This is a genomic window from Arthrobacter sp. StoSoilB19 (genome assembly GCF_019977275.1).
GTDB lineage: Bacteria > Actinomycetota > Actinomycetes > Actinomycetales > Micrococcaceae > Arthrobacter.
Window position 1 is genome coordinate 483,128 of sequence record NZ_AP024650.1, and the last position, 21,506, is coordinate 504,633.

Consider the following 21,506-nt stretch of genomic DNA (forward strand, 5'->3'; position numbering starts at 1 on the left):
AAGGCGGGAGGAACACCATGCCCACCACAGCCACCGAAACATCCGCAGGCCATGAGACAGTCCAGGGCTCCGGCATCACCATCCAGGACCCGCGAACCGGTGAAGTGCTTTGGACGGTGCCCGAAGCGGCGCCCGAGGCCATCAACCACGCCGTGGGTGTGGCCCGCAGCGGTGCAGCAGCGTGGGCCGCAACCGCACCGGCCGAACGGGGCGCCGCGCTGCGGGCAGCCGCCAAAGCCCTTGATGCAGCTGCGCGGGAGCTCGCGGGGCTGAACGCCAGCGAAACCGGCCGGCCGGAGGATGAGGCCCTGGCCGGCATCGCCGCCGGGGTTTCCACCCTGGAGCAGTACGCGGAACTTGGCCCGGTCCACCGTGGCCACAGCCTCCGCGGCAACCGGCTCGCCTCCGACTACACGCTGGCCGAACCGCGCGGCGTGGCCGTCCTGCTGACCCCCTGGAACGATCCGGTTGCCGTTGCCTGCGGGCTGATCGGCGCCGCGCTGGCCACGGGCAACACGGTCATCCACAAACCCAGCGAGCGGTGCCCGCGGCTTGGGGAGGCGCTGGGCGAAGTGCTGGCGCCGGCCTTCCCTGCCGGGGTATTCCAGACCCTCTCCGGTGGCGCAGGGGTGGGAGCGGCGCTGTCGCAGGCCGCCGTGGACGTCATAGCCCACGTGGGATCCAGCGCCTCAGGCGCCCGCATTGCCCAGGCCGGAGCCCTTACCGGCGCCCACGTCATCAGGGAAAACGGTGGCAACGACCCCCTGCTGGTGGACCGCGACGTGGATCCCGGGTGGGCTGCCCAGCAGGCAGCCATCGGAGCCTTCAGCAACAGCGGCCAGATCTGCACCTCCGTGGAACGGATCTACGTCCATAGGGACATTGCCGCCGAGTTCTGCAAAGCCCTGGAGGCCGAGGCAGCGCTCCGGAACAGCAGCGGCAGCGTGGCGCCGCTGGTGGACCTGCGGATGCGCGACGCCGTCCACGCCCACGTCGCCGAGGCCCTGGCCCAGGGCGCCCGCGCGGTGGAGGGCGGTGCCCTCCCGGCCGGCCCGGGTTCCTTCTACCCGGCCACCGTCCTGCTCGGCTGCACCGAAAGCATGCAGGTGATGGCGGAGGAAACGTTCGGCCCCGTGGCTCCGGTGCAGGTGGTGGACACGTTCGACGACGGCCTGCGCCTGGCGTGCAGCGGCAGGTATGGATTGGCGGCCACCGTCCTAAGCAGCAACATCGCGCACATCCAGCAGGCGGTGGCTGCGCTGCCCGTGGGAACGGTGAAGGTCAACGAGGTGTTCGGCGGCGCCCCCGGCGGAGCAGCCCAGCCGCGCGGCGAGAGCGGGGCCGGGTTCGGCTACGGGCCAGAGCTCCTGGACGAGTTCAGCCAGGTCAAGGTGGTGCACATCGCGGCCCCGCCGGCGGCCGGTTCCGGCGACGGCCCGGATACCATCATCAACACTGACGACCGGGACCTGCCGTGAACGCGTCCCCGGAATCCATCGACCTGTCCACCCAGCGGGCACTGTCCGACTGGCTCCCCGGCCGGCTCGCCGCGGAACATCCCTCCATCCTGGTCATCGGCGACGTGATGCTCGACGGCTGGTGGAGCGGCAGCATCGAACGGCTCTGCCGGGAAGCGCCCGCCCCCGTGGTGGACATCCAGTCCCGCGAATCGGTCCCGGGCGGCGCGGCCAACACCGCCATGAACCTGGCCGCCCTGGGAGCAAAGGTCTCGGTAGCCGGAATCATCGGCTCGGACGACGCCGGCGAAGACCTCCGTGCGCAGCTTGCCGCCGCCGGCATCGACGTCCGGCACCTGCACACCCACCCGGACATGGTCACCACCACCAAGATCCGGATCAGCAGCGGCGGCCAGGTGATGCTGCGCCTCGACGACTCGGCCGGCGCTGTCCCGGCCGACGCCCTGGCCGCGCTCGCCGCCTCGGTGCGTGCCGCCGTCGAACGCCAGGACGCCGTGCTGGTGTGCGACTACGGGACCGGCGTGGTGGCGGACCCTGTCCGCACGGAACTGGCGCGCGTCCTGGGACCTGACACCGCCGGCGAAAACCGTCCGCTTGTGGTGGTCGACGCCCATGATCCGCGCCCCTGGGCTGCCCTGCAGCCCCACTTGGTGACCCCGAACGCGCAGGAAACCGCCCGGCTCCTGGACCGGAAACTGCCGGAAGGGCAGGCGCGGGTGGAGGCGGTGTCCGCGGAGTCCGCGGCCCTGCTTCAGGCAACCGGCGCCCGGGCCGTGGTGGTCACCCTGGACCGGGACGGAACCGTGCTGTTGATGCCCGACGGCGTGCGGCACCGGACGTGGGCCCGGCCCGCCGCGGAGAAGCAGGCATCCGGGGCAGGGGACACCTTCGTGGCGGCCCTGACGCTTGCCCGTGCCGCCGGGCTGCCGCTGACCGCCAGCCTGGACCTGGCCCAGTCGGCCGCCGACGTGGTGGTCCACCAGCCCGGCACGTCTGTGTGCAGCACCGCCCAGCTCAGCCGGTACCTGGAGGCCTTCGCCGATACCGCCCTGAGTGCGGACGAACTGGAACGGCAGATGGAAATACACCGCGCCCAGGGCCAGCGGATCGTGCTGACCAACGGCTGCTTCGATGTGCTGCACAGCGGCCACACCAGGTACCTCAACCAGGCGAAACAGCTGGGCGACATCCTGGTGGTGGCACTGAACAGTGATGATTCGGTGCGCCGGCTCAAGGGCCCCGGCAGGCCCATCAACACCATGGCGGACCGTGCAGCCGTGGTGGCGGCCCTGAGCTGCGTGGACTATGTGACAGTGTTCGATACCCCCACGGCCACCCCGCTGATCCGCCGGCTCCGGCCCGAAGTCTATGCCAAGGGCGGGGACTACACGCCGGAAATGCTGGAGGAGACCCCGGCGGTGGAAGAGTACGGCGGCCGGATCGCCATCCTTGATTACGTGGCTGAACGGTCCACCACCGCCGTGGTGAAACGGATCCGCGACGGTGAAGGCGCAGTGCCTAGCAACTAAGGTTGAAGCATGACTGAAGCGTGGCACGGGTAATGGCAAAACGCGGAAGGTCAGGGGGCCGGAACAGCATCCGTGCGGTTGCAGGCGTGGTGGAGGTGCCTGCGGGCTCCCGCCAGAGTGGTCCGGTGGAGGGTGTCTACTACATCGATACCGGTGACTGCGAGCTGGTGGCGGACCAGGACAACTCCACGGGCTGGCTCCTGAAGATCAACGGGGTCATGAGCTCGCACATCGACCTCGCCGATCCCCTGTTTTTGGACTTCGAGTACATGCGGTGGATGGCGGCGCTCATTGAATCCCGCTGGCCGCCGTCGGACGCATCGTCGGCAAAGCTGCGCGGGCTGCACCTGGGCGGCGGCGCCTGCTCCATGGCCCGCTACTTCGCCGCAGCCTACCCGGACGCCCGCCAGGTGGTGGTGGAACTGGACGGCAAGCTCGCGGAGCATGTCCGCAACTGGTTCGACCTTCCCAAGGCGCCTTTGCTCCGGATCCGGGTAGGGGAGGCCCGCGCCGTGACGGAGACCCTGACGGCCGGCACCCGGGACTTCATCATCCGCGACGTCTTCGCCGGCGCCCACACCCCGCGCCCGCTGACCACCGCCGAATTCAATGCGCACGTCAAACGGGTCCTGGCCCCGGGCGGCCTGTACGTGGCCAACTCCGGCGATGCCCCCGACCTCCGGAATGCGCGGGAGGACGCGGCCACCATTGCGGCAGCCTTCCGGCACACGGTGATCATTGCCGACCCCGCCATGCTGAAGGGCCGGCGCTACGGAAACATGGTGATGGCCGGCAGCGACTCGCCCATCGTGGACGACCCACAGCTGCGGCGCAGGCTCCTGGGCGGAGCCGTCCCGGCCCACCTCTGGGACGACGCCCAGGTCCGGGCGTTCGCCGCCGGAGCGGCAGTCCGCCACGACCCGCCGGCGCCCCCGGAAGCCTAAGCCCGGCCCAGGAGCGCTTCGCGGTAATCCGCCATCCGTTCCCGGAGGGCCTGCACCACCGCGGCAACCGCGGGCCGGCGCAGCGAATCCGGGCGCAGGACCAGCCAGTAGGGGAGCAGTTCGCCGATCTCGTCGGGCAGCAGCCGGACCAGGTCATCGTGCAGGTCCGCCATGAAGCACGGCAGGAACCCGACCCCCGCCCCGGCCCGGGTTGCCTCCACGTGCACGAACACGTTGGTGGAGGTGAGGCCGTCGCGCATGGCCGGAACCAGCCGCCGCGGCGCGTCAAGGTCATCCACCTGCAGCATTGAATCCACGAAATACACCAGCGGGTGCCCGTTGAGTTCAGCCACGGTGGCCGGTGTCCCGTGCTCCGCCAGGTAGGCGCGGGACGCGTACATTCCCAGCCGGTATTCACCCAGCCGGATGGCCTCCGCCCGGTGCACCTGCGGCTCGCCTACCACCACCTCGATGTCCAGGCCGGACCGCTGCTGCAGGGCACGGCGCGTCATGGTCACCACTTCCACGCTGAGGCCCGGATGGTCCCGGCGCAGGCGCGCCACCGCTGGGGCTGCAATGTAGGCGCTGAAGCCATCGGTGGCGGTCATGCGTACGACGCCGGTAATCGGGTCGGGTGCCTGGCCTGCCGGTCCCAGCGTGCCCAGCACCGCTTCCACCTGTTCCGCTGCCCGCACGGCCCGTTCGCCGAGCTCCGTCAGTTCCCAGCCGCCTGCTGCCCGGGACAATACCCGGCCGCCGAGCGCTTTCTCAAGGGCGGCGATCCTGCGGGACACCGTGGTGTGGTTCAAGCCCAGGGCCTGGGCCGCCGTCGTAAACCTGGCCGAGCGGGACACTGCCAGGAGGACCAGCAGGTCATCGGGGTTCGCATTCATATCTGCAATTGTGCACACGTTTCGTGCCGCTTTGGGCATTGAAGCGCCTGGTTTGTGCAGCAATACTCATCTGAGTCACTTGTGCTGGAGATCACAGCGCGTGTCAATGTGGACACTAGGAGAAACCATGAGCGTAGAGCAGCGCCCCGCCAACGAGGCCGGGCATGCACCCAAAGGATCAGGACTGAAGAAGATCGTCGCGGCCTCCATGGTGGGGACGGTGGTGGAGTGGTACGAGTTCTTCCTCTACGCCACCGCCGCCACCCTGGTCTTCGGCAAGTACTTCTTCCCCGCCACCGGAAACGAGCTCGACGGGATCATCCAGGCCTTCCTCACCTACGCCGTGGGCTTCATTGCACGCCCGCTGGGCGGCATCGTGTTCGGCCAGATCGGTGACAAGCTGGGCCGCAAGCCCACGCTGCAGCTCACCATCGTGATCATCGGCGTCTCCACGTTCCTGATGGGCTGCCTCCCCGGCTTCGCCGACATCGGGTACCTGGCCCCCGCACTGCTGGTGGCCCTGCGGTTCATCCAGGGCTTCGCGCTGGGCGGCGAATGGGGCGGAGCAGTCCTCCTCGTGGCAGAACACAGCCCCAACAAGACCCGCGCCTTCTGGTCCAGCTGGCCCCAGGCCGCCGTCCCGGTGGGCAACCTGCTGGCCACCCTGGTGCTGTACATCATGTCCACCACCCTCAGCAGCGAGGCCTTCCTTGGCTGGGGCTGGCGCGTGGCCTTCTGGCTCTCGGCCGTGATCGTCTTCGTGGGCTACTACATCCGTACCCACGTCAGTGAATCCCCCATCTTCCTCGAAGCCAAGGAACTGGTGGAAAAGGAACAGGCCGTCAGCTACGGCGTGTTCGAGGTGGTCCGCAAGTACCCCAAGGGCATCTTCCAGGCCATGGGCCTCCGGTTCGCGGAGAACATCATGTACTACCTGGTGGTCAGCTTCGCGATTGTCTACCTCAAGAGCGTGCACAAGTACGACACGTCATCACTGCTGCTGGCACTGCTGATCGCGCACGTCATCCACTTCGCCATCATCCCGCAGTACGGCCGCCTGGCGGACCGGATCGGCCGCAAGCCGGTCTACCTCGCCGGAGCCATCCTGGGTGCCACCTGGCCGTTCTTCGCCTTCCCCATGTTCGACACCCGGAACGCCGTGGTGATTGTCCTTGCCGTGACCATCGGACTGTGCCTGCACGGCCTTATGTACGCCGGCCAGCCGGCCATCATGGCCGAGATGTTCCCCACCCGCATGCGGTACTCCGGAGCCTCCCTGGGTTCCCAGGTCACGTCCATCTTCGCCGGCTCCCTGGCGCCGCTGCTGGCCACCCAGTGGCTCAAGGACACCGGCTCATGGGTGCCCACCGCCATCTACCTGGTGGTGGCCTGCGCCATCACAACCGTGGCCGTCCTGAGCCTGAAGGAAACCAAGGGCATTGCCCTGGAAGACGTGGACAAGGAAGACGCCGCCCGCGAGGGACTGCTCAGCCCCACGCATGGCTGACCTGGCCACCATTGGACCGATGGAACCCGCTGGACTGCGTAGGCGCACAAAAGGAGAACTGCAATGGAGGACACGTTGAATGGACGCAAGGCGCTGGTCACCGGCGGTGCCAGCGGAATCGGGGCGGCGTGCGTGCGCGCACTTGCCGCGCGGGGAGCGAAAGTGGTGGTGGCCGACGTCGACGCCGCCGCGGCGGCGACGCTCGCCGATGAGGTGGGCGGCACCGCGTGGGGCGTGGACCTGCTGGACGTTGACGCCCTGGCCACCCTCAGCCTGGACTGCGACATCCTGGTGAACAATGCCGGTATCCAGCGCATCAGCCCCATCGAGGACTTTGAGCCGGCAGATTTCCGCCGGCTCATCACCCTCATGCTGGAGGCGCCCTTCCTGCTGATCCGGGCGGCGCTGCCACACATGTACGCGAACAACTTCGGCCGCATCATCAACCTCTCGTCGGTGCACGGGATCCGGGCCTCCCCGTTCAAGAGCGCCTACGTTTCCGCCAAGCATGGCCTGGAAGGGCTGAGCAAGGTGACGGCGCTGGAAGGCGGGGCTCACGGGGTCACGTCCAACTGCATCAACCCCGGCTACGTGCGCACGCCCCTGGTGGAGTCGCAGATCGCCGACCAGGCCAAGGTTCACGGCATCCCCGAATCCGAGGTCCTGGCCAAGGTGATGCTCACCGAGGCGGCCATCAAGCGCCTGGTGGAGCCGGAAGAAGTGGCGTCCCTGGTGGCCTGGCTGGCTTCCGCGGACGCCGGAATGGTCACCGGCGCCAGCTACACCATGGATGGGGGCTGGTCCGCGCGGTAGCACCCGTCCGGCCCCGCGCCTCCTATTCCAGGGGTTTGACCAGCCGGTGGTCGAAGAAGAAGACGCCGTAGGTCGTCTTCACCCCCACCGAACGCCGGTCCCGCCACACGACGACCCCTTCGCGCCTGCCGCTGAAGGGGTCGTCGCCTATGACGGTGTCACCCACCCGGTAAGGGGACCGCGGACTGAAGGCCTCCAGCATCAGTCCCAGGACCTGTCCCAGCGCTTCACCCACGCTGACGGGCTGGCCCAGGCGGGAAAAATCCTGTGCGTAGTCGTCCCTGGCCATGTGACCAACTCCTCCAGGCGGCAGCCTGCCGCCCGCTAACGGTGCTGGTTGGCCGAACGCTCCCAGCGGAGGATGGTCCTCCCATTCCGGCCGCCACCGTACGCCCACGCTAGGCGCTAATCACATCAGCAACATCAGTAACAGGTACTCAAGTTCTGAGGGGGGCATTACCTGCCCAGGCCGGCTCCGTTGATGATGTCCTCGGCGTTGTCGAATGCCCACGCAACCAAAGGCACCAGGAGAGCGCTCAATTCGTAGCCCCGCTCCGTGAGGCTGTAATCCACGCGGGGCGGAATGACCGGCTGGGCGTTCCTGCTGACCAGGCCATCACGCTCCAGGGTCTTCAATGTCTGGGCCAGCATCTTCTCGCTGATTCCCTCGGCCCGCCGCCGCAATTCACTCCAGCGCTGCTCACCCTCGGACAGGGAAAGCAGGATCAGGACTCCCCATTTGCTGGTGATGTGGTCCAGCAGGGTCCGGCTGGGGCACCCGGCGGGGAACACGCCGTCGGCAAAGGCCTGCGGGAGGGGCGACGCGTGAGGTGCTGTTTCCATGCCTTCAGCTTACCCAAAGCCTGGTACCTAACTCTTGGGTTAGTACCTTACTTCAAAGTGCGTACTCTCTGTTGGGAAGTTCTGCCGACTGGCCATGGTTGTGCCCTCTGACAGAGAAAAACCCCCGAAAGGAACCACCGTGAGCATTGTTGTTACAGGCGCCACCGGACAGTTGGGCCGCCACGTTCTTGAAGCCCTCCTGGAGAGGGGCGTACCCGCCGCGGATATCGTGGCCGCCGGCCGGTCGGTGGAGAAGCTCGCAGACCTTTCCGCGCGCGGGGTACGCGTGCAGCACATGGACTATGCCGACCCTGGTTCCGTGGCCGAAGCACTCAAGGGCGCCCGGCGGGTGCTGCTGATTTCCGGCAGCGAAGTGGGCCGGCGGGTGGAACAGCACCGCACCGTGATCAACGCCGCAAAGGCCGAAGGCGTGGAGCTGCTGGCCTACACCAGCATCGCCAATGCGGACACCACGGGCATGCTGCTGGCGGATGAGCACAAGGCCACGGAGGCGCTGCTGCGCGAATCCGGCGTCCCCTTCGTCCTGCTGCGCAACGGCTGGTACCTGGAGAACTACACGGAACAGCTGCCGGGCACCCTGGCCCAGGGAGCGCTCGCGGGCAGTGCCGGAGCGGGCAAGGTCAGCGGGGCCGCACGGGCCGACTACGCCCACGCCGCAGCAGCGGTCCTGGTGGCCGATGGCCAGGCCGGCAAGGTCTACGAGCTGGGCGGCGACGAGGCCTTCAGCATGGCGGACCTGGCGTCCGAGATCACCGCAGCCACCGGAAAACCCGTCCGCTACAACAACCTGCCCACCGAGGATTACGTTGGCCTGCTCACCGGTGTGGGTGTTCCCGAGGCTTTTGCCGGGATCCTGGCTGATTCGGACCTGGGCATTGCGCGCGGCGATCTCCTGGTCAGCACCGGCGACCTGCGCAGGCTGATCGGGCGCCCGACGACGTCCCTCGGCCAGGCGGTACGGGCCGCCGCTGCTGCGGGCTAGGGGAGCGCAGGCCTGACGGGGCAGTGGGCTGACAGGGCAGTGGCCTGACAGGCGCCGGTCTTACAGAGCAGAACATGGAAGTGCCCGGTCCGTTCGGGGACCGGGCACTTCTTGCTTCAGTACTGCTGCCAGGGCAGGTGCAGTCCTAGGTTTTGGATCCGGTTAGGGCCAGCGTTCCGCCGAGGCCGATCATCATTGCCCCGCCGACCGCCTCCACCGCGGGGACGCGCCGCGGTGAGCGGACGAACCACAGCCGCGCCCACCCCGCCGCGATCGCCCACACGCTGTCCGAGACCAACGCGATCAGCAGGAAGACAGCACCCAGCAGTGCAAGCTGGAACGGAATGTTGCCGGCAGGGTAGTCCACGAACTGGGGCAGGATCGCCACGAAGAACACCACCGACTTCGGGTTCGTGGCGCCCACCACCGCCCCCTGGCGCACCAACGTCCACGGAGTGGAGGCCGGCGGCGGCGCAAGCCGCCGGGAACCGTGCCCCCGGCGGACAATGGTCCGGATCCCCAGGAAAACCAGGTAAGCGGCACCTGCCAGCTTCACGATGCTGAAAAGAAGCACGGACTCGGCCACCACCACACCCACGCCAAGGGCCACGGCGATGACCTGGACCAACTGGCCCGTGGCATTTCCCAGGACGGTGAGGACGCCGCCGCGCCACCCCAGCGCGAGGGAACGTCCAATGACGAACAGCACGCTGGGGCCCGGGACGGCGATCAGGATTACGGACGCCAGGGCGAATGCCACCAGGTTGGACATTGGAACCATGGCTGATTGTAGCTCCGGTACGGGCGTCCGCAGCCGGCTGTTTCCGGCTTAGCTGCCCGTGCCTGCCCCGACCACCGGCAGCGGCGAGGTCTCGTCCTCAAGGTGGGCCCGGCGTCGGCCGTCACCCTTGATCCACAGGCGGTAGGCCATCACCAGCAGTCCCAGCCATGCCGCGCCCACGTACAGGGCGATCCGGGTGTCCTCGAACGCGCCCAGGATGGCGATCACCAGCACCATGAAAGCGATGGTCAGGACGGAGGCGGCGGGCCACCACGGCGACGGGAATTCCGACGCCGGCAGGCCCCCGCGGGCGATTTCCCGCTTCATTGCAACATGGGACGCGAGGATCATCACCCAGACCCAAACGGTGGCGAAGGTGGCAATCGAGGCAATCACCAGGAACACATCCTCCGGAATAACGGCATTGAGGACCACTCCCACCAGGAGGATTCCCGCCATCATGACCACGGTCATCCACGGGACGCCGTGCCGGGAGACCTTGCCGAAGGCGGCCGGTGCATGGCCCTGGCTGGAAAGCCCGAAAAGGATGCGTCCGGCGCCGAAGATATCGCTGTTGATGGCTGAAAGCGCGGCCGTGATCACCACGGCGTTCAGGATGTGCGGTGCCGCCGGGATGCCCAGGCCGCTGAAGATCTGCACGAATGGGCTGCCACTGGTGCCCACCTGGTCCCACGGGAAGAGGCTCATCAGGACTCCGAGCGTGAGGACGTAGAACAGCAGCACGCGCACGGGCACAGTGTTCACGGCCTTTGGGATGACCTTTTTGGGGTCAGCCGCCTCGCCGGCCGTGATGCCCAGGGTCTCGATGCCGCCGAACGCGAACATCACCACGGCGAACGATGCCAGGAGGCCTTCGAAGCCGTTGGGGAACAATCCGCCATGGTCAACGAGGTTGCCCAGTCCCGGAGCCACGGCAGTGCCGTCGCCCTGGAAGCCGAACACGATCAGTGCAGCGCCGCCCGCGATCATGGCGATGATGGCCGCCACCTTGATCAGCGAGAACCAGAACTCAAGTTCTCCGAAGACCTTGACGCTGAGCAGGTTCAGCGCGGCGAGGAAGCAGATGACGGCCAGGATCCAGATCCAGCGGTCCACCTGCGGGAACCAGAAGCCCATATAGATGCTGAAGGCCGTGACGTCGGCGATCGCCACGATGGCCATCTCGAAAACGTACGTCCAGCCGGTCACGAAGCCGGCGAGGGGGCCGAGGTACCGGCTCGCGTACTGGCTGAAGGAACCCGATACCGGGTGCCGCACGGCCATTTCGCCCAAGGCGCGCATCACCATGAACACGGCTGCGCCGCCGATGATGTAGGCCAGCAGAACTGCCGGCCCGGCTTTCTGGATGGCGGAGGCTGAGCCATAGAAGAGGCCGGTGCCGATCGCCGAGCCCAGCGCCATGAAGCGGATGTGCCGGACGTTCAGCCCGCGGTTGAGGACATGCCCCACGCCGGCAGTTGGCTTGTGCGTTTCCGCCGCGGTTTTGGTCCGGGTTGGGGTTGGAGCTGGTTGCATGCAAATACCTTCTCGTCATTGGGAGGGGAGCCGCTAACCAGCAGACCATTTTCGCAGGCACCGTGATCAGGCTCACGGCGGGTTGCTGTCTTTCATTTCAGACTGTTCGCAGCGCCCTTTCGCTGCGGATATCATTTGGCGCTGCGCATCTTACTTTTCGCGCCGGATATTTAGGGCGCGAAAAGGGATATGCGTGTCGATAAGGCGTACGACGGAGCGAATGTCCGGTATTTCAGACACGGTGACTCCGAACGGGGTTCAAACGACATCTCAAGGGGCGCAAGCTTAAGTACGGGATACCGGACAGAGCTAGCCAGAAAGACCCTTCCAGCCGATGAGCACTGCACTAAGCGCCGAAACAGGGGGCGCCGGGAACCAGGCGCCCCGGGCATCCGTCAAGGCAACGTCAAAAGTTCCTGCCGCAGAAAACACCCTGCGCATCCTCAAGCTGTTGGCTTCGCGGCGTGGCCCCATGGCGGCGTCGCAGATCGCGTCCAGCCTGGACCTGCCCCGCTCCAGCGTCTACCACCTGCTGGGGGTGATGGAGGCCAATGGCTTCGTCCTCCATTTGCACGAGGAACAGCGCTACGGGCTGGGCATCAGCGCTTTCGAGCTCAGCTCCGCGTACTCGCGCCAGGAGCCGCTGTCCCGGTTGGGCCGCCCACTGCTTGCCTCGCTGGTGGACGCGATTGGCGAGAGCGCCCACCTCGCCGTCCTGCACGGCCGCGACGTCCTGTACATCGTGGAGGAGCGGGCCAAGAACCGCCCGTCCCTGGTCACCGACGTCGGTGTCAGGCTGCCCAGCCACCTCACTGCCAGCGGCCGGGCCATCCTTGCCGCCCTGCCCAAATCCCAGGTGCGCGCCCTGTACCCCAACGCTGCTGCCTTCACTGCGCGGCACGAGGTGGAGGGGGCCATCATGAAGTACTCCGCCCTGTCCTCGCACCTGGACCAGGTCCGCCAGCGGGGCTACGCCACCGAACACGGCGAGGTGACCCCTGGCTTCGGCTCCATTGCCGCCGCGGTCACCGACCATTTGGGGTGGCCTACCGCGGCCGTCGCGGTCACCTTCCTGGAGGACAAACTGCCTGCTGACGAGTGGCCGGTACTGGCGGCCCGGGTGCAGAAAGTAGCCGACGAACTCTCGGTCCGCATCCACGGCCGCCCGGTCAATTGAGCGCAGCCAAACAACTGACGGCGCTGGTCTGAAATACCGGACAGCACCCCGCTAAAACCGCTGTGAAGCCCGTCCTCAAAGGGCTTTAGTTGATACAGAACTTCTTCGAAACCTCAGACACCAAGAAAAGGAGCCCATCATGGCACCCGCCGATTTCACCACCGGGGCCCGCCCGGTCAAAGCAGCCCGCGGCACCGAGCTCACCGCCAAGTCCTGGCAGACCGAAGCGCCGCTGCGCATGCTGATGAACAACCTGGATCCCGAGGTCGCCGAGCGCCCGGACGACCTGGTGGTCTACGGCGGCACTGGCCGCGCCGTCCGCTCCTGGGCAGCGTTCGATGCCATCACCCGCACCCTGGAGACCATGGAAAAGGACGAGACCCTGCTGGTCCAGTCCGGAAAGCCGGTGGGCGTCTTCCGTACCAACGAGTGGGCCCCGCGCGTGCTGCTGGCCAACTCCAACCTCGTCGGCGACTGGGCAACCTGGCCCGAATTCCGCCGGCTCGAGGCCGAGGGCCTCATGATGTACGGCCAGATGACGGCCGGTTCATGGATCTACATCGGCACCCAGGGCATCCTGCAGGGCACCTTCGAGACCTTTGCCGCGATCGCCCGCAAACTCACAGGGGACGAAAACGGCACGCTCGCCGGCACGCTGACCCTCACCGGCGGCTGCGGCGGCATGGGCGGCGCCCAGCCGCTCGCCGTCACCCTGAACGAGGGCGCCTGCCTGATTGTCGACGTCGACGAAACCCGCCTGCGCAGGCGGGCCGGCAAACGCTACCTGGACGAGGTGGAAACCGACCTCGACGCCGCCATCGCCAAGGTGCTCAAGGCCAAGGAGGAACGCCGCGGCTGGTCCGTGGGCTACGTGGGCAACGCCGCCGAAGTCTTCCCCGAGATCCTGCGCCGCCACAAGGCCGGCGAACTCACCGTGGACATCGTCACCGACCAGACCTCCGCCCACGATCCCCTGTCCTACCTGCCCGAAGGCATTTCCGTGGACGAGTGGCACCGCGAGGCAGAGGCTGATCCTGAAGGGTTCACCAAGAAGGCCCAGGCATCCATGGCCCGGCACGTCCAGGCCATGGTGGAATTCCAGGACGCCGGCGCCGAGGTGTTCGACTACGGCAACTCCATCCGCGACGAAGCCCGCAAGGGTGGTTACGCCCGGGCCTTCGAGTTCCCCGGCTTCGTCCCCGCCTACATCCGGCCCCTGTTCTGCGAAGGGCTTGGCCCGTTCCGCTGGGTCGCCCTGTCCGGTGACCCGGAAGACATCCGGGTGACGGACGAAGCCATCAAGGAGCTCTTCCCGGAGAACAAGCACCTGCACCGCTGGATTGACGCCGCCCAGGAACGGGTCGAGTTCGAGGGCCTGCCGGCGCGCATCTGCTGGCTCGGCTACGGTGAACGCGCCAAGGCCGGCCTGCTCTTCAACCAGCTCGTCAAGGACGGCAGGGTCAAGGCTCCCATCGTGATCGGCCGCGACCACCTGGATTCGGGCTCCGTCGCCTCCCCGTACCGCGAGACCGAGGCCATGGCGGACGGCTCCGATGCCATCGCCGACTGGCCAATGCTGAACGCCCTGCTCAACACTGCCTCCGGCGCCACCTGGGTGTCCCTGCACCACGGCGGCGGTGTGGGCATCGGCCGCTCCATCCACGCCGGCCAGGTTTCCGTCGCCGACGGCACCGACCTCGCAGCGCAGAAACTCGAGCGCCTCCTCACCAACGACCCCGGCATGGGCGTCATCCGCCACGCCGACGCCGGCTACGAACGCGCCCTCGACGTCGCCAGGGAACGCGGCGTCCGCATCCCCATGAATGAAGGCAAGTAGAAAATGACTGTTACGACACACGAACCGCTGACCGTCACCCTCGGGTCCGTCGGCGTCACGCCCGGGGATCTGCTCGCCGTCGCACGCCACGGCGCGAAGGTGACCATCGCGCCGGACGCCCTGGAAACCGTCGCCAAGGTGCGCGCCCACATCGATGACCTCGCCGCCAGCGACGTCCCCGCCTACGGCATCTCCACCGGGTTCGGTGCCCTGGCCAACCGCCACATCCCGAATGAACTGCGCACCCAGCTGCAGAAGTCCCTCATCCGGAGCCACGCTGCGGGCATGGGGCCGGCCGTGGAGCGGGAGGTGGTCCGCGGCATCATGTTCCTGCGCGCCAAGACCCTTGCCTCCGGCCGCACCGGCGTCCGCCCCGTGGTCCTGCAGACCATGGTGGACGTCCTCAACGCCGGCATCACCCCCGTGGTCCGCGAGTTCGGCTCGCTGGGCTGCTCCGGTGACCTGGCGCCACTGTCCCACTGCGCCCTGGTCCTGATGGGCGAAGGGGAAGCGGAAGGGCCCGACGGCGTGACTTACGGCGGGCGGGGAGAGCGGCCTGTCGCTGAGCTGCTGGCAGAACACGGCATCGAGCCCGTCACCCTCGCCGAAAAGGAGGGCCTGGCCCTGGTCAACGGCACCGAGGGCATGCTGGGCATGCTCCTGATGGCCATCGCCGATCTTCGCCAACTGCTGTCGACGGCGGACATCACCGCCGCCCTGAGCGTCGAGGCGCTGCTGGGCACCGACCAGGTATTCCTGCCCGAACTGCACGCTGCGCTGCGGCCCCACCCGGGCCAGGCGGCAAGCGCGGACAACATGCTCCGCGTGCTGTCGGACTCTCCCATCGTGGCGTCGCACCGGGTGGGGGACTCCCGGGTGCAGGACGCCTACTCGCTGCGCTGCGCCCCCCAGGTTGCCGGTGCCGTCCGGGACACCGTTGACCACGCCGAATTGGTGGCCACCCGGGAGCTGGCGGCAGCCATCGACAACCCCGTGGTCCTTCCCGACGGGCGTGTGAGCTCCAACGGCAACTTCCACGGCGCGCCCGTGGCATACGTCCTGGACTACCTGGCCATCGCCGTCGCCGACCTCAGCTCCATCGCTGAACGCCGGACCGACCGCATGCTGGATCCTGCCCGGTCGCATGGCCTGCCCGCTTTCCTCGCCGCTGACCCCGGCGTGGACTCCGGGCTGATGATCGCCCAGTACACCCAGGCCGGCCTGGTTTCGGACAACAAGCGGCTTGCCGTTCCGGCCTCCGTGGACTCGATTCCGAGCTCCGCCATGCAGGAGGACCATGTCTCCATGGGCTGGCATGCGGCACGCAAGCTGCGCAAGTCGGTGGAAAACCTCCGCCGCGTCCTGGCCATCGAACTGGTGACCTCGGCGCGGGCGCTGGACATCCGCTCGCAGCTCTCGGGCGGGGTCCTGACGCCGGGGCCCGCGGGTACCGCTGTCGTGGCCGCGCTCCGCGGGGTGGTGGAGGGGCCGGGGACGGACCGGTTCCTGTCGCCGGAACTGGAAGCGGCTGACCGCCTGGTCGCCTCAGGTGACGTGCTCCGGGCAGCCGAATCCGCCGTCGGGCCGCTCGCCTGATACCGAAGAATCTTCAGCGCCTACTGACCGTCCGTCCGAAAGGTGGAATTTCCGGCGCCACGACCCACCGTGGCGCCGGGAGTGTAGTAGAACTGAAGATGTAGTGAAAGTCACATCAAAGAAGCTGTGGCAGCAGAACGATACAAAGGGGTAGAAGTTCAAATGAAAGCACGTGGGGCAGTCCTGTCCAGGCGCAATGCCCATTCCGCCGCGGTATCCAACTGGAAGGCCCTCAAGGCCGGGGACCGCGTCGAGATCATCAAGCATGCGCATGTGGTGGCAGCCGGGGAGGTGGAAGAGGTGTCCCAAAGCGGCAACGTCCTTTGGCTGGTTCCGGCCGGTCCGTCAGGCCCCGCGGAGAAGCAGCTTTTCCTGAAGTCCGACGGCGTGGAGGTCCGCCGCGGCTAGCAGTCCCGCAAGCAGCAACCAAAAAATCCCCGCACTGCCGTATGGCGTGCGGGGATTTTTTGTAGGCGTGGTCAGGCCGCGAAGGACTCGTACGTTTCGCCGAAAGGTACTGATGCGTCCAGGGCTACCGTGTAGCTTCCCGGGTGCAGCCTGGTGACGCGGATGCCGCACTCGGCATCCTTCGCTGCCACCCCAATCAGTTCGGCCACCGCCTCTTCCAGTCCTGCGTGGACCTCGCTGGCGCTGGAGAACTCCAGGCTGATGGACCGCAAAGCAGGTCCTTCGGTGGGCTTGGCGGCGGCGGGGATCCGCTCCAATGTGGCTGTAGTCATGTACTGCACTTTCTGTGTTTCGTGCCAAGATGGCTCAACCATTCTACCGACTGCTCGGGATAGATGTCAGATGACTGTCCTTTGAGGGCTCCGGACGTGCAGTCACAATGGCGTCCGTTCGCGGGATCGCAGCGAATCAACGACCATGGATCTCGGGGCCCGGGGGCCCTGGAAGCACCCGATCGATACGGCTTGAGGAGAATTCGGTATGAAGATCATGCGCCTGGGCGAAAGCGGCAGCGAGCAGCCTGCGGTCCTGGTTTCCCCGGCGGACGGCATCGACCGGTATTTCAGCCTGTTGCCCCTTGCCGCCGACGTGGACGGGGAGTTCCTTGCCGGGGGCGGACTGGACAGGGTGCGGGATGCACTGGAGGCCGGGGAACTGCCGGTTTTGGCGGGCGCCGCTGCGCTTCGGGTTGGTTCCCCCGTGGCCCGGCCCGGTTCGGTGGTGGGCATCGGGATGAACTACGCCGCCCATGCCGCCGAATCGGGTGCCGAACCGCCAACGGTTCCCGTCGTCTTCCTCAAGCCCAGCAACACCGTCACCGGCCCCTGCGACCCCGCCCCGCTTCCGCCGCACTCCACCCAATATGACTGGGAAGTGGAACTGGGCATCGTGATCGGCAGCGAAGCCAGCTACCTCGGGTCCGTCGACGAGGCGTCCAAGTGCATTGCCGGCTATGTGACCGCCAACGACTTCTCCGAGCGGGAATACCAGTTGCCGGGAGCGGCGGGGCAATGGACCAAGGGGAAATCCCTTCCCGGGTCCACGCCCCTGGGCCCCTGGCTGGTTCCGGCGGGGGAGATCGACGGCGGCAACCTGCGGCTGCGCAGCTGGGTGAATGGTGAGCCGCGCCAGGATTCGTCGTCATCGGAGCTCATCTTTGATGCGCCCTCACTGGTCCACCACTGCAGCCAGTACATGCGGCTTGAACCGGGTGACGTGATCCTGACCGGGACGCCGCAGGGTGTGGCCCTCAGCGGCCGTTTCCCCTACCTCCAGCCGGGCGACGTGGTGGAGGTAGAGGTGGACGGCCTGGGCCGCCAGCGTCAGGAGTTGTTCCGGGCACGGGCGGCCGTCAGAGCCTAGGGTTACTGGCCCGCTTTTACCGCCAGGACCGGGCAGTCCGCCTCCAGCAGGATGCGCTGGGACGTGCTGCCCATGATCAGCTTGCCCACCGGGGTGCGGCGGCGCAGGCCGATCACGATCAGTTCGGCGTTGTGCTCCTCCGCGGCGTCCAGCACCTCGGCCGCGGCATCATGGCCGCGGACGGGCCGCTTGATCAGGTACTCGATGCCCTGGCCGGCCAGCCGCTTCTCGATGTCCTGGATGTCGCCGTCCTGCGCAAAGCGGTTGTCCACCGGTGCTTCGCCCTTTGAGGAGTTGATCAGCACCAGGGTGCTGTTGCTCTTCCTGGCCTCGGTGATGGCCTGGGTGAGGGCGGCTTCGCCCTCGGGGGTGGGGACGTATCCCACAACGACGGTCATGGAGTCTCCTTTTCTGCTCGATGCGGGTAGTGGGATCTGGCGACGGGGCGGCCCTGCTCAGTCGCTGTAGTCAGCTGCGCCCGAATTGGCGGGAACCAGCGGCCTGCGGTCCGGACGGCTGCGCCGGTACAGCTTGTAGGCAAAGGGCCAGAGCAGGATGAGGCCAATGATGACATAGATCCCGACGGCGATCGGCTCGCTGAAGAGCCCTGCCGGGTCACCCGCGCTCAGCTGCAGGGTCTTGCGGAGCTGCCCTTCGATCCGCGGACCCAGGATCACGCCGAGGATCAGCGGCAGGACGGGAAGCCCGAAGCGCCGCATCATGAAGCCCAGTGCGCCCAGGACCAGCAGGATCACCAGGTCGAACGCCTGCAGGTTCACCGAGTAGGCTCCCAGCGTGGCGAAGAACAGGATGCCGGCATACAGGTAGGGGCGGGGCAGCTGCAGGAGTTTCGCCCACATCGGTGCCAGCGGGAGGTTAATCAGCAGGAGCAGCAGGTTGCCAATGAAGAGGCTGGCGATCAGCGCCCACACAAGGGGCCCTTGGCTTTCGAAAAGCTGCGGGCCCGGCTGGATGCCGTAGCTGGTGAAGGCCGCGAGCATGACGGCGGCGGTGGCGTTGGTGGGCAGGCCCAGTGCCAGCATGGGGGTCAGGGTGCCGGCGGCCGCCGCGTTGTTGGCTGCTTCCGGACCGGCAACGCCCTCGATGGCACCCTTGCCGAACTCTTCGGGGTGTTTGCTGAGGCGCTTTTCCGTGACATAGGAGAGGAAGGTTGGGATCTCGGCGCCGCCTGCCGGCAGTGCGCCGAACGGGAAGCCAAAGGCGGTCCCCCGCAGCCAGGGCTTCCAGGAGCGCTTCCAGTCGGACTTGCCCATCCAGGGCTGGCCCACGGGAATGGCATGCAGGGGGGTACGGCGCAGGTGCGCGGCCACCCAGAGGGCCTCTCCCACGGCGAAGATGGCCACGGCCACCACCACGATGTCCAGGCCGTCCGCCAGGAGCGGCTGGCCGAAGGTGAGGCGGCGCTGGCCGGTCACGGAGTCCATGCCCACAAGACCAATGGCCAGGCCCAGGCCCAGGGAAGCAAAGCCGCGCAAGCGCGACGAACCGAGTACGGCCGTGACCGCCAACAGCGCCAAGACCATGATGGCGAAGTAGCTGGGTGCACCAAGGCTCACTGCGAACTTCACCACGATCGGCGCGCAGACGGCCAGCAGCGCCGTGCCGATGGTGCCGGCGACGAACGAGCCGATGGCCGCCGTCGCAAGCGCCTGCGCCGCCCTGCCCGCCTTGGCCATCTTGTTGCCCTCGATGGCGGTGACCACGGAGGACGATTCGCCGGGAGTGTTGAGGAGGATCGAGGTGGTGGAACCGCCGTACATGCCGCCGTAGTAGATGCCGGCGAACATGATGAAGGCGCTGGTGGGTTCCAGGGCATAGGTGACGGGGAGCAGCAGGGCAACGGTCATGGCCGGGCCCAGGCCGGGGAGGACACCGACGGCGGTGCCCAGGACGACGCCGATGACGGCGTACAGGAAATTCATGGGGGTCAGGGCGGTGGCGAAGCCGTCCATCAGGGAGGACCAGACGTCCATTTAGAGGATTCCTTCCAGGAGGCCGGCCGGCAGCGCGATGCCCAGGCCGAGGTAGAAGCCGTAGAAGGTCAACAGGGACAGGGCCACGGAGATCGCGCCGTCCCGGACGTAGCGGCGGCTGCCGAGGGCCAGGACGCTGCCCCAGAACAGGACGGTTCCGGAGATCACCCAGCCGGCCCAGTCGATCAGCAGGATGTTCAGGATGAAGGCGCCGGCCAGCGGCAGGACGGTCTTCCAGTCGGCGGGGTGCGTGAGGTCGACGTCCTCGCCGCCCTCAGCCTCGCCCTTGCCGTCGCGCAGGACGTTGACGGCCAGCAGCACGGCGCAGACCACCAGCATTCCGGCCACGATGAACGGAACGGTTTTGGGACCCACCGGGTCGGACTTCGAATACGGGGTTACCAGGCCGTTGGCATCCAGGAAGACCAGGACGCCGGCCGCCCCGAGCAGGAGTGCAACTCCCAGCTCGGAGCGGCCTTTGAGGCCTGTGGTCAGGGAGGTCACGCCAACCCAAGCTTGGTGAGGACGTCCGCCACCCGCTTGTCCTGCTCGGTGAGGAAGGTCTTGAACTGGTCACCGGTGATGAAGGCATCGGTCCAGCTGTGGGTCTTCAGCGCTTCCTTCCAGCCGGCCGTGCCGTGCATCTTTTCCAGGGCTGCGATCAGGGATGCCTTGTCCTTGTCGCTGATTCCCGGAGGGGCCACGACGCCGCGCCAGTTGGTGAACACCAGGTCGATGTTGGATTCCTTGAGCGTGGGTGCGTCCACGCCGTCCAGGCGCTTCTCGCCGCTGGTGGCCAGGACCCGGACCTCGCCGGATTCGATCTGCTTCAGGTACTCGCCGGCGCCGGAAGCGGCGAAGCCCAGCTTGTTGCCCAGGATTGCGGGCAGGAGGTCGCCGCCGCCGTCGTAGGCAACGTAGTTGACCTTGGTGGCGTCGATGCCCACGGCCCCGGCCAGCTGCATGGGCAGCAGGTGGTCCGGGCCGCCGGGGGAGGAGCCGCCGCCCACGGCGATGGAACCGGGATCGGCTTTCCAGGCCTTCACCAGGTCATCGATGGTCTTGTACGGGGAGTCCTTGCTGACCATGATGGCGCCGGGCTCTTCGATCAGCCGGGCCAGCGGGGTGGTGTCGGTCAGCTTGGACTCGGACTTGTTGGTGTAGCTGGCGCCGACAACGCCCAGGCCCATGAGCATGGCAAGATCGCCGTTGCCCTTCTCGTTGACCACGCGGGCCAGGCCCACCGTGCCGCCGGCCCCTGCGAGGTTGAAGACCTCGGTGTTGGTGGAGATCTTCTCGTCGTCGAGGACCTTCGCGGCGGCGCGGGCGGTGGTGTCGTAACCGCCGCCGGGGGTGTTGGGGACCATGATCTGCAGGCCGGTGATGGGTCCGGCGGCGGCGCCGGAGCTTTCCGAACCGGTGGAGCTCTTGCTGGTGGCACCGCAACCGGTGGCCATCAGGGCGATGCCGGCGGCAACGGCGGCAATTCGCAATGCGCGGATCTGGCGCATGTGTTCCTCTTCTCTCGAACAAATCTGACCGGCATCGGCTGCCTTGCGGTTCCGATGCCTTGTGGTTCCGATGCTAGGGGCGGCCGTGACGCCGATCACTCTTGTGTACGCAGAGAAAGTTGTGTTCATTGCGTTCACGTTTCCAAACCCCCACAACGGCCCGGCCGCGGGCTTTGGGATATAGTTCCCGGTACCAACCCCGGCCCTGGGCCCGCGCTGCTGCGCGCATAAGGG

21 protein-coding genes are annotated in these 21,506 nt (G+C 67.3%); 11 read left to right on the forward strand and 10 right to left on the reverse strand.

Annotated features, from left to right (window positions below; genetic code table 11):
* The first annotated feature begins 17 nt into the window (after positions 1-17).
* From LDO86_RS02320 to LDO86_RS02330, 3 genes are read left to right on the forward strand one after another with little or no spacing between them, the layout of a single operon-like run.
* Positions 18-1,478 (forward strand): aldehyde dehydrogenase family protein, encoded by a 1,461-nt coding sequence (locus LDO86_RS02320; protein ID WP_018772199.1) that lies wholly within the window; start codon positions 18-20, stop codon positions 1,476-1,478.
* On the forward strand, positions 1,475-3,007 hold the full coding sequence (gene rfaE2 / locus LDO86_RS02325) for a D-glycero-beta-D-manno-heptose 1-phosphate adenylyltransferase (protein ID WP_223993611.1): 1,533 nt from the start codon (positions 1,475-1,477) through the stop codon (positions 3,005-3,007). Before LDO86_RS02320 ends, rfaE2 begins: the two co-directional genes overlap by 4 nt.
* Positions 3,008-3,039: 32 nt before the next feature.
* The gene (locus LDO86_RS02330; protein WP_018772201.1) at positions 3,040-3,951 is read left to right on the forward strand and encodes a fused MFS/spermidine synthase; all 912 of its coding nucleotides are present in this window, start codon (positions 3,040-3,042) and stop codon (positions 3,949-3,951) included.
* Here the strand turns inward: LDO86_RS02330 and LDO86_RS02335 are convergent.
* Entirely contained in the window at positions 3,948-4,844 is an 897-nt protein-coding gene (locus tag LDO86_RS02335) for a LysR family transcriptional regulator (protein ID WP_018772202.1), read from the reverse strand. The two genes, LDO86_RS02330 and LDO86_RS02335, sit on opposite strands and share 4 nt — an antisense overlap.
* 127 nt (positions 4,845-4,971) lie before the next feature.
* On the opposite strand from LDO86_RS02335, the gene LDO86_RS02340 reads away from it, so the two are divergent.
* Positions 4,972-6,351, forward strand: a complete 1,380-nt coding sequence (locus tag LDO86_RS02340) for an MFS transporter (protein WP_018772203.1) — start codon at positions 4,972-4,974, stop codon at positions 6,349-6,351.
* A gap of 63 nt (positions 6,352-6,414) precedes the next feature.
* Positions 6,415-7,164 (forward strand): 3-hydroxybutyrate dehydrogenase, encoded by a 750-nt coding sequence (locus LDO86_RS02345; protein WP_018772204.1) that lies wholly within the window; start codon positions 6,415-6,417, stop codon positions 7,162-7,164.
* A gap of 22 nt (positions 7,165-7,186) precedes the next feature.
* On the opposite strand, the gene LDO86_RS02350 is transcribed toward LDO86_RS02345, so the two are convergent.
* Entirely contained in the window at positions 7,187-7,453 is a 267-nt protein-coding gene (locus LDO86_RS02350) for a hypothetical protein (RefSeq protein ID WP_018772205.1), read from the reverse strand.
* 167 nt (positions 7,454-7,620) lie between these two features.
* Positions 7,621-8,007 (reverse strand): helix-turn-helix domain-containing protein, encoded by a 387-nt coding sequence (locus LDO86_RS02355; RefSeq protein WP_223993613.1) that lies wholly within the window; start codon positions 8,005-8,007, stop codon positions 7,621-7,623.
* Between the two features lie 139 nt (positions 8,008-8,146).
* Between LDO86_RS02355 and LDO86_RS02360 the strand changes: the two genes are divergently transcribed.
* Positions 8,147-9,010 carry an SDR family oxidoreductase gene (locus LDO86_RS02360; protein ID WP_276572212.1) on the forward strand — a complete coding sequence of 288 codons (864 nt, stop codon included), beginning with the start codon at positions 8,147-8,149 and terminating at the stop codon, positions 9,008-9,010.
* A gap of 145 nt (positions 9,011-9,155) precedes the next feature.
* Here the strand turns inward: LDO86_RS02360 and LDO86_RS02365 are convergent, their stop codons facing one another.
* Together LDO86_RS02365 and LDO86_RS02370 are read right to left on the reverse strand one after the other, a co-directional pair.
* Entirely contained in the window at positions 9,156-9,791 is a 636-nt protein-coding gene (locus LDO86_RS02365; protein ID WP_026266143.1) for a LysE family translocator, read from the reverse strand.
* A gap of 48 nt (positions 9,792-9,839) precedes the next feature.
* On the reverse strand, positions 9,840-11,327 hold the full coding sequence (locus LDO86_RS02370) for an amino acid permease (protein WP_224084242.1): 1,488 nt from the start codon (positions 11,325-11,327) through the stop codon (positions 9,840-9,842).
* Positions 11,328-11,661: 334 nt separating this feature from the next.
* Between LDO86_RS02370 and LDO86_RS02375 the strand changes: the two genes are divergently transcribed.
* The 4 genes from LDO86_RS02375 (at position 11,662) to LDO86_RS02390 (ending at position 16,345) form a co-directional block, all read left to right on the forward strand.
* Positions 11,662-12,504, forward strand: coding sequence for an IclR family transcriptional regulator (locus tag LDO86_RS02375; protein ID WP_224084243.1), 843 nt, complete (start codon positions 11,662-11,664; stop codon positions 12,502-12,504).
* A gap of 139 nt (positions 12,505-12,643) precedes the next feature.
* Positions 12,644-14,341: a urocanate hydratase gene (hutU, locus tag LDO86_RS02380; RefSeq protein WP_018771732.1), complete on the forward strand. Its 1,698-nt coding sequence runs from the start codon at positions 12,644-12,646 to the stop codon at positions 14,339-14,341.
* A gap of 3 nt (positions 14,342-14,344) precedes the next feature.
* Positions 14,345-15,937 carry a histidine ammonia-lyase gene (gene hutH, locus LDO86_RS02385; protein WP_224084244.1) on the forward strand — a complete coding sequence of 531 codons (1,593 nt, stop codon included), beginning with the start codon at positions 14,345-14,347 and terminating at the stop codon, positions 15,935-15,937.
* A gap of 162 nt (positions 15,938-16,099) precedes the next feature.
* Entirely contained in the window at positions 16,100-16,345 is a 246-nt protein-coding gene (locus LDO86_RS02390; RefSeq protein WP_018771730.1) for a hypothetical protein, read from the forward strand.
* 71 nt (positions 16,346-16,416) lie between these two features.
* Here LDO86_RS02390 and LDO86_RS02395 read toward each other — a convergent pair whose 3' ends face one another.
* Positions 16,417-16,677, reverse strand: a complete 261-nt coding sequence (locus tag LDO86_RS02395) for a hypothetical protein (RefSeq protein ID WP_056392283.1) — start codon at positions 16,675-16,677, stop codon at positions 16,417-16,419.
* 208 nt (positions 16,678-16,885) lie between these two features.
* Here LDO86_RS02395 and LDO86_RS02400 point away from each other — a divergent pair, with 208 nt between their 5' ends.
* A complete protein-coding gene (locus LDO86_RS02400) occupies positions 16,886-17,767 on the forward strand; it encodes a fumarylacetoacetate hydrolase family protein (protein ID WP_224084245.1) in 882 nt (293 codons plus the stop codon).
* Positions 17,768-17,769: 2 nt separating this feature from the next.
* Here LDO86_RS02400 and LDO86_RS02405 read toward each other — a convergent pair whose 3' ends face one another.
* From LDO86_RS02405 to LDO86_RS02420, 4 genes are read right to left on the reverse strand one after another with little or no spacing between them, the layout of a single operon-like run.
* Positions 17,770-18,165 carry a universal stress protein gene (locus LDO86_RS02405; RefSeq protein ID WP_018771727.1) on the reverse strand — a complete coding sequence of 132 codons (396 nt, stop codon included), beginning with the start codon at positions 18,163-18,165 and terminating at the stop codon, positions 17,770-17,772.
* Between the two features lie 57 nt (positions 18,166-18,222).
* Positions 18,223-19,761: a tripartite tricarboxylate transporter permease gene (locus tag LDO86_RS02410; RefSeq protein ID WP_018771726.1), complete on the reverse strand. Its 1,539-nt coding sequence runs from the start codon at positions 19,759-19,761 to the stop codon at positions 18,223-18,225.
* Entirely contained in the window at positions 19,762-20,265 is a 504-nt protein-coding gene (locus tag LDO86_RS02415; RefSeq protein ID WP_224084246.1) for a tripartite tricarboxylate transporter TctB family protein, read from the reverse strand.
* Complete coding sequence (locus LDO86_RS02420; protein WP_018771724.1) at positions 20,262-21,272, reverse strand: tripartite tricarboxylate transporter substrate-binding protein; 1,011 nt, start codon at positions 21,270-21,272, stop codon at positions 20,262-20,264. The genes LDO86_RS02415 and LDO86_RS02420 overlap by 4 nt, the downstream gene beginning before the upstream one ends.
* Positions 21,273-21,506: the final 234 nt, after the last annotated feature.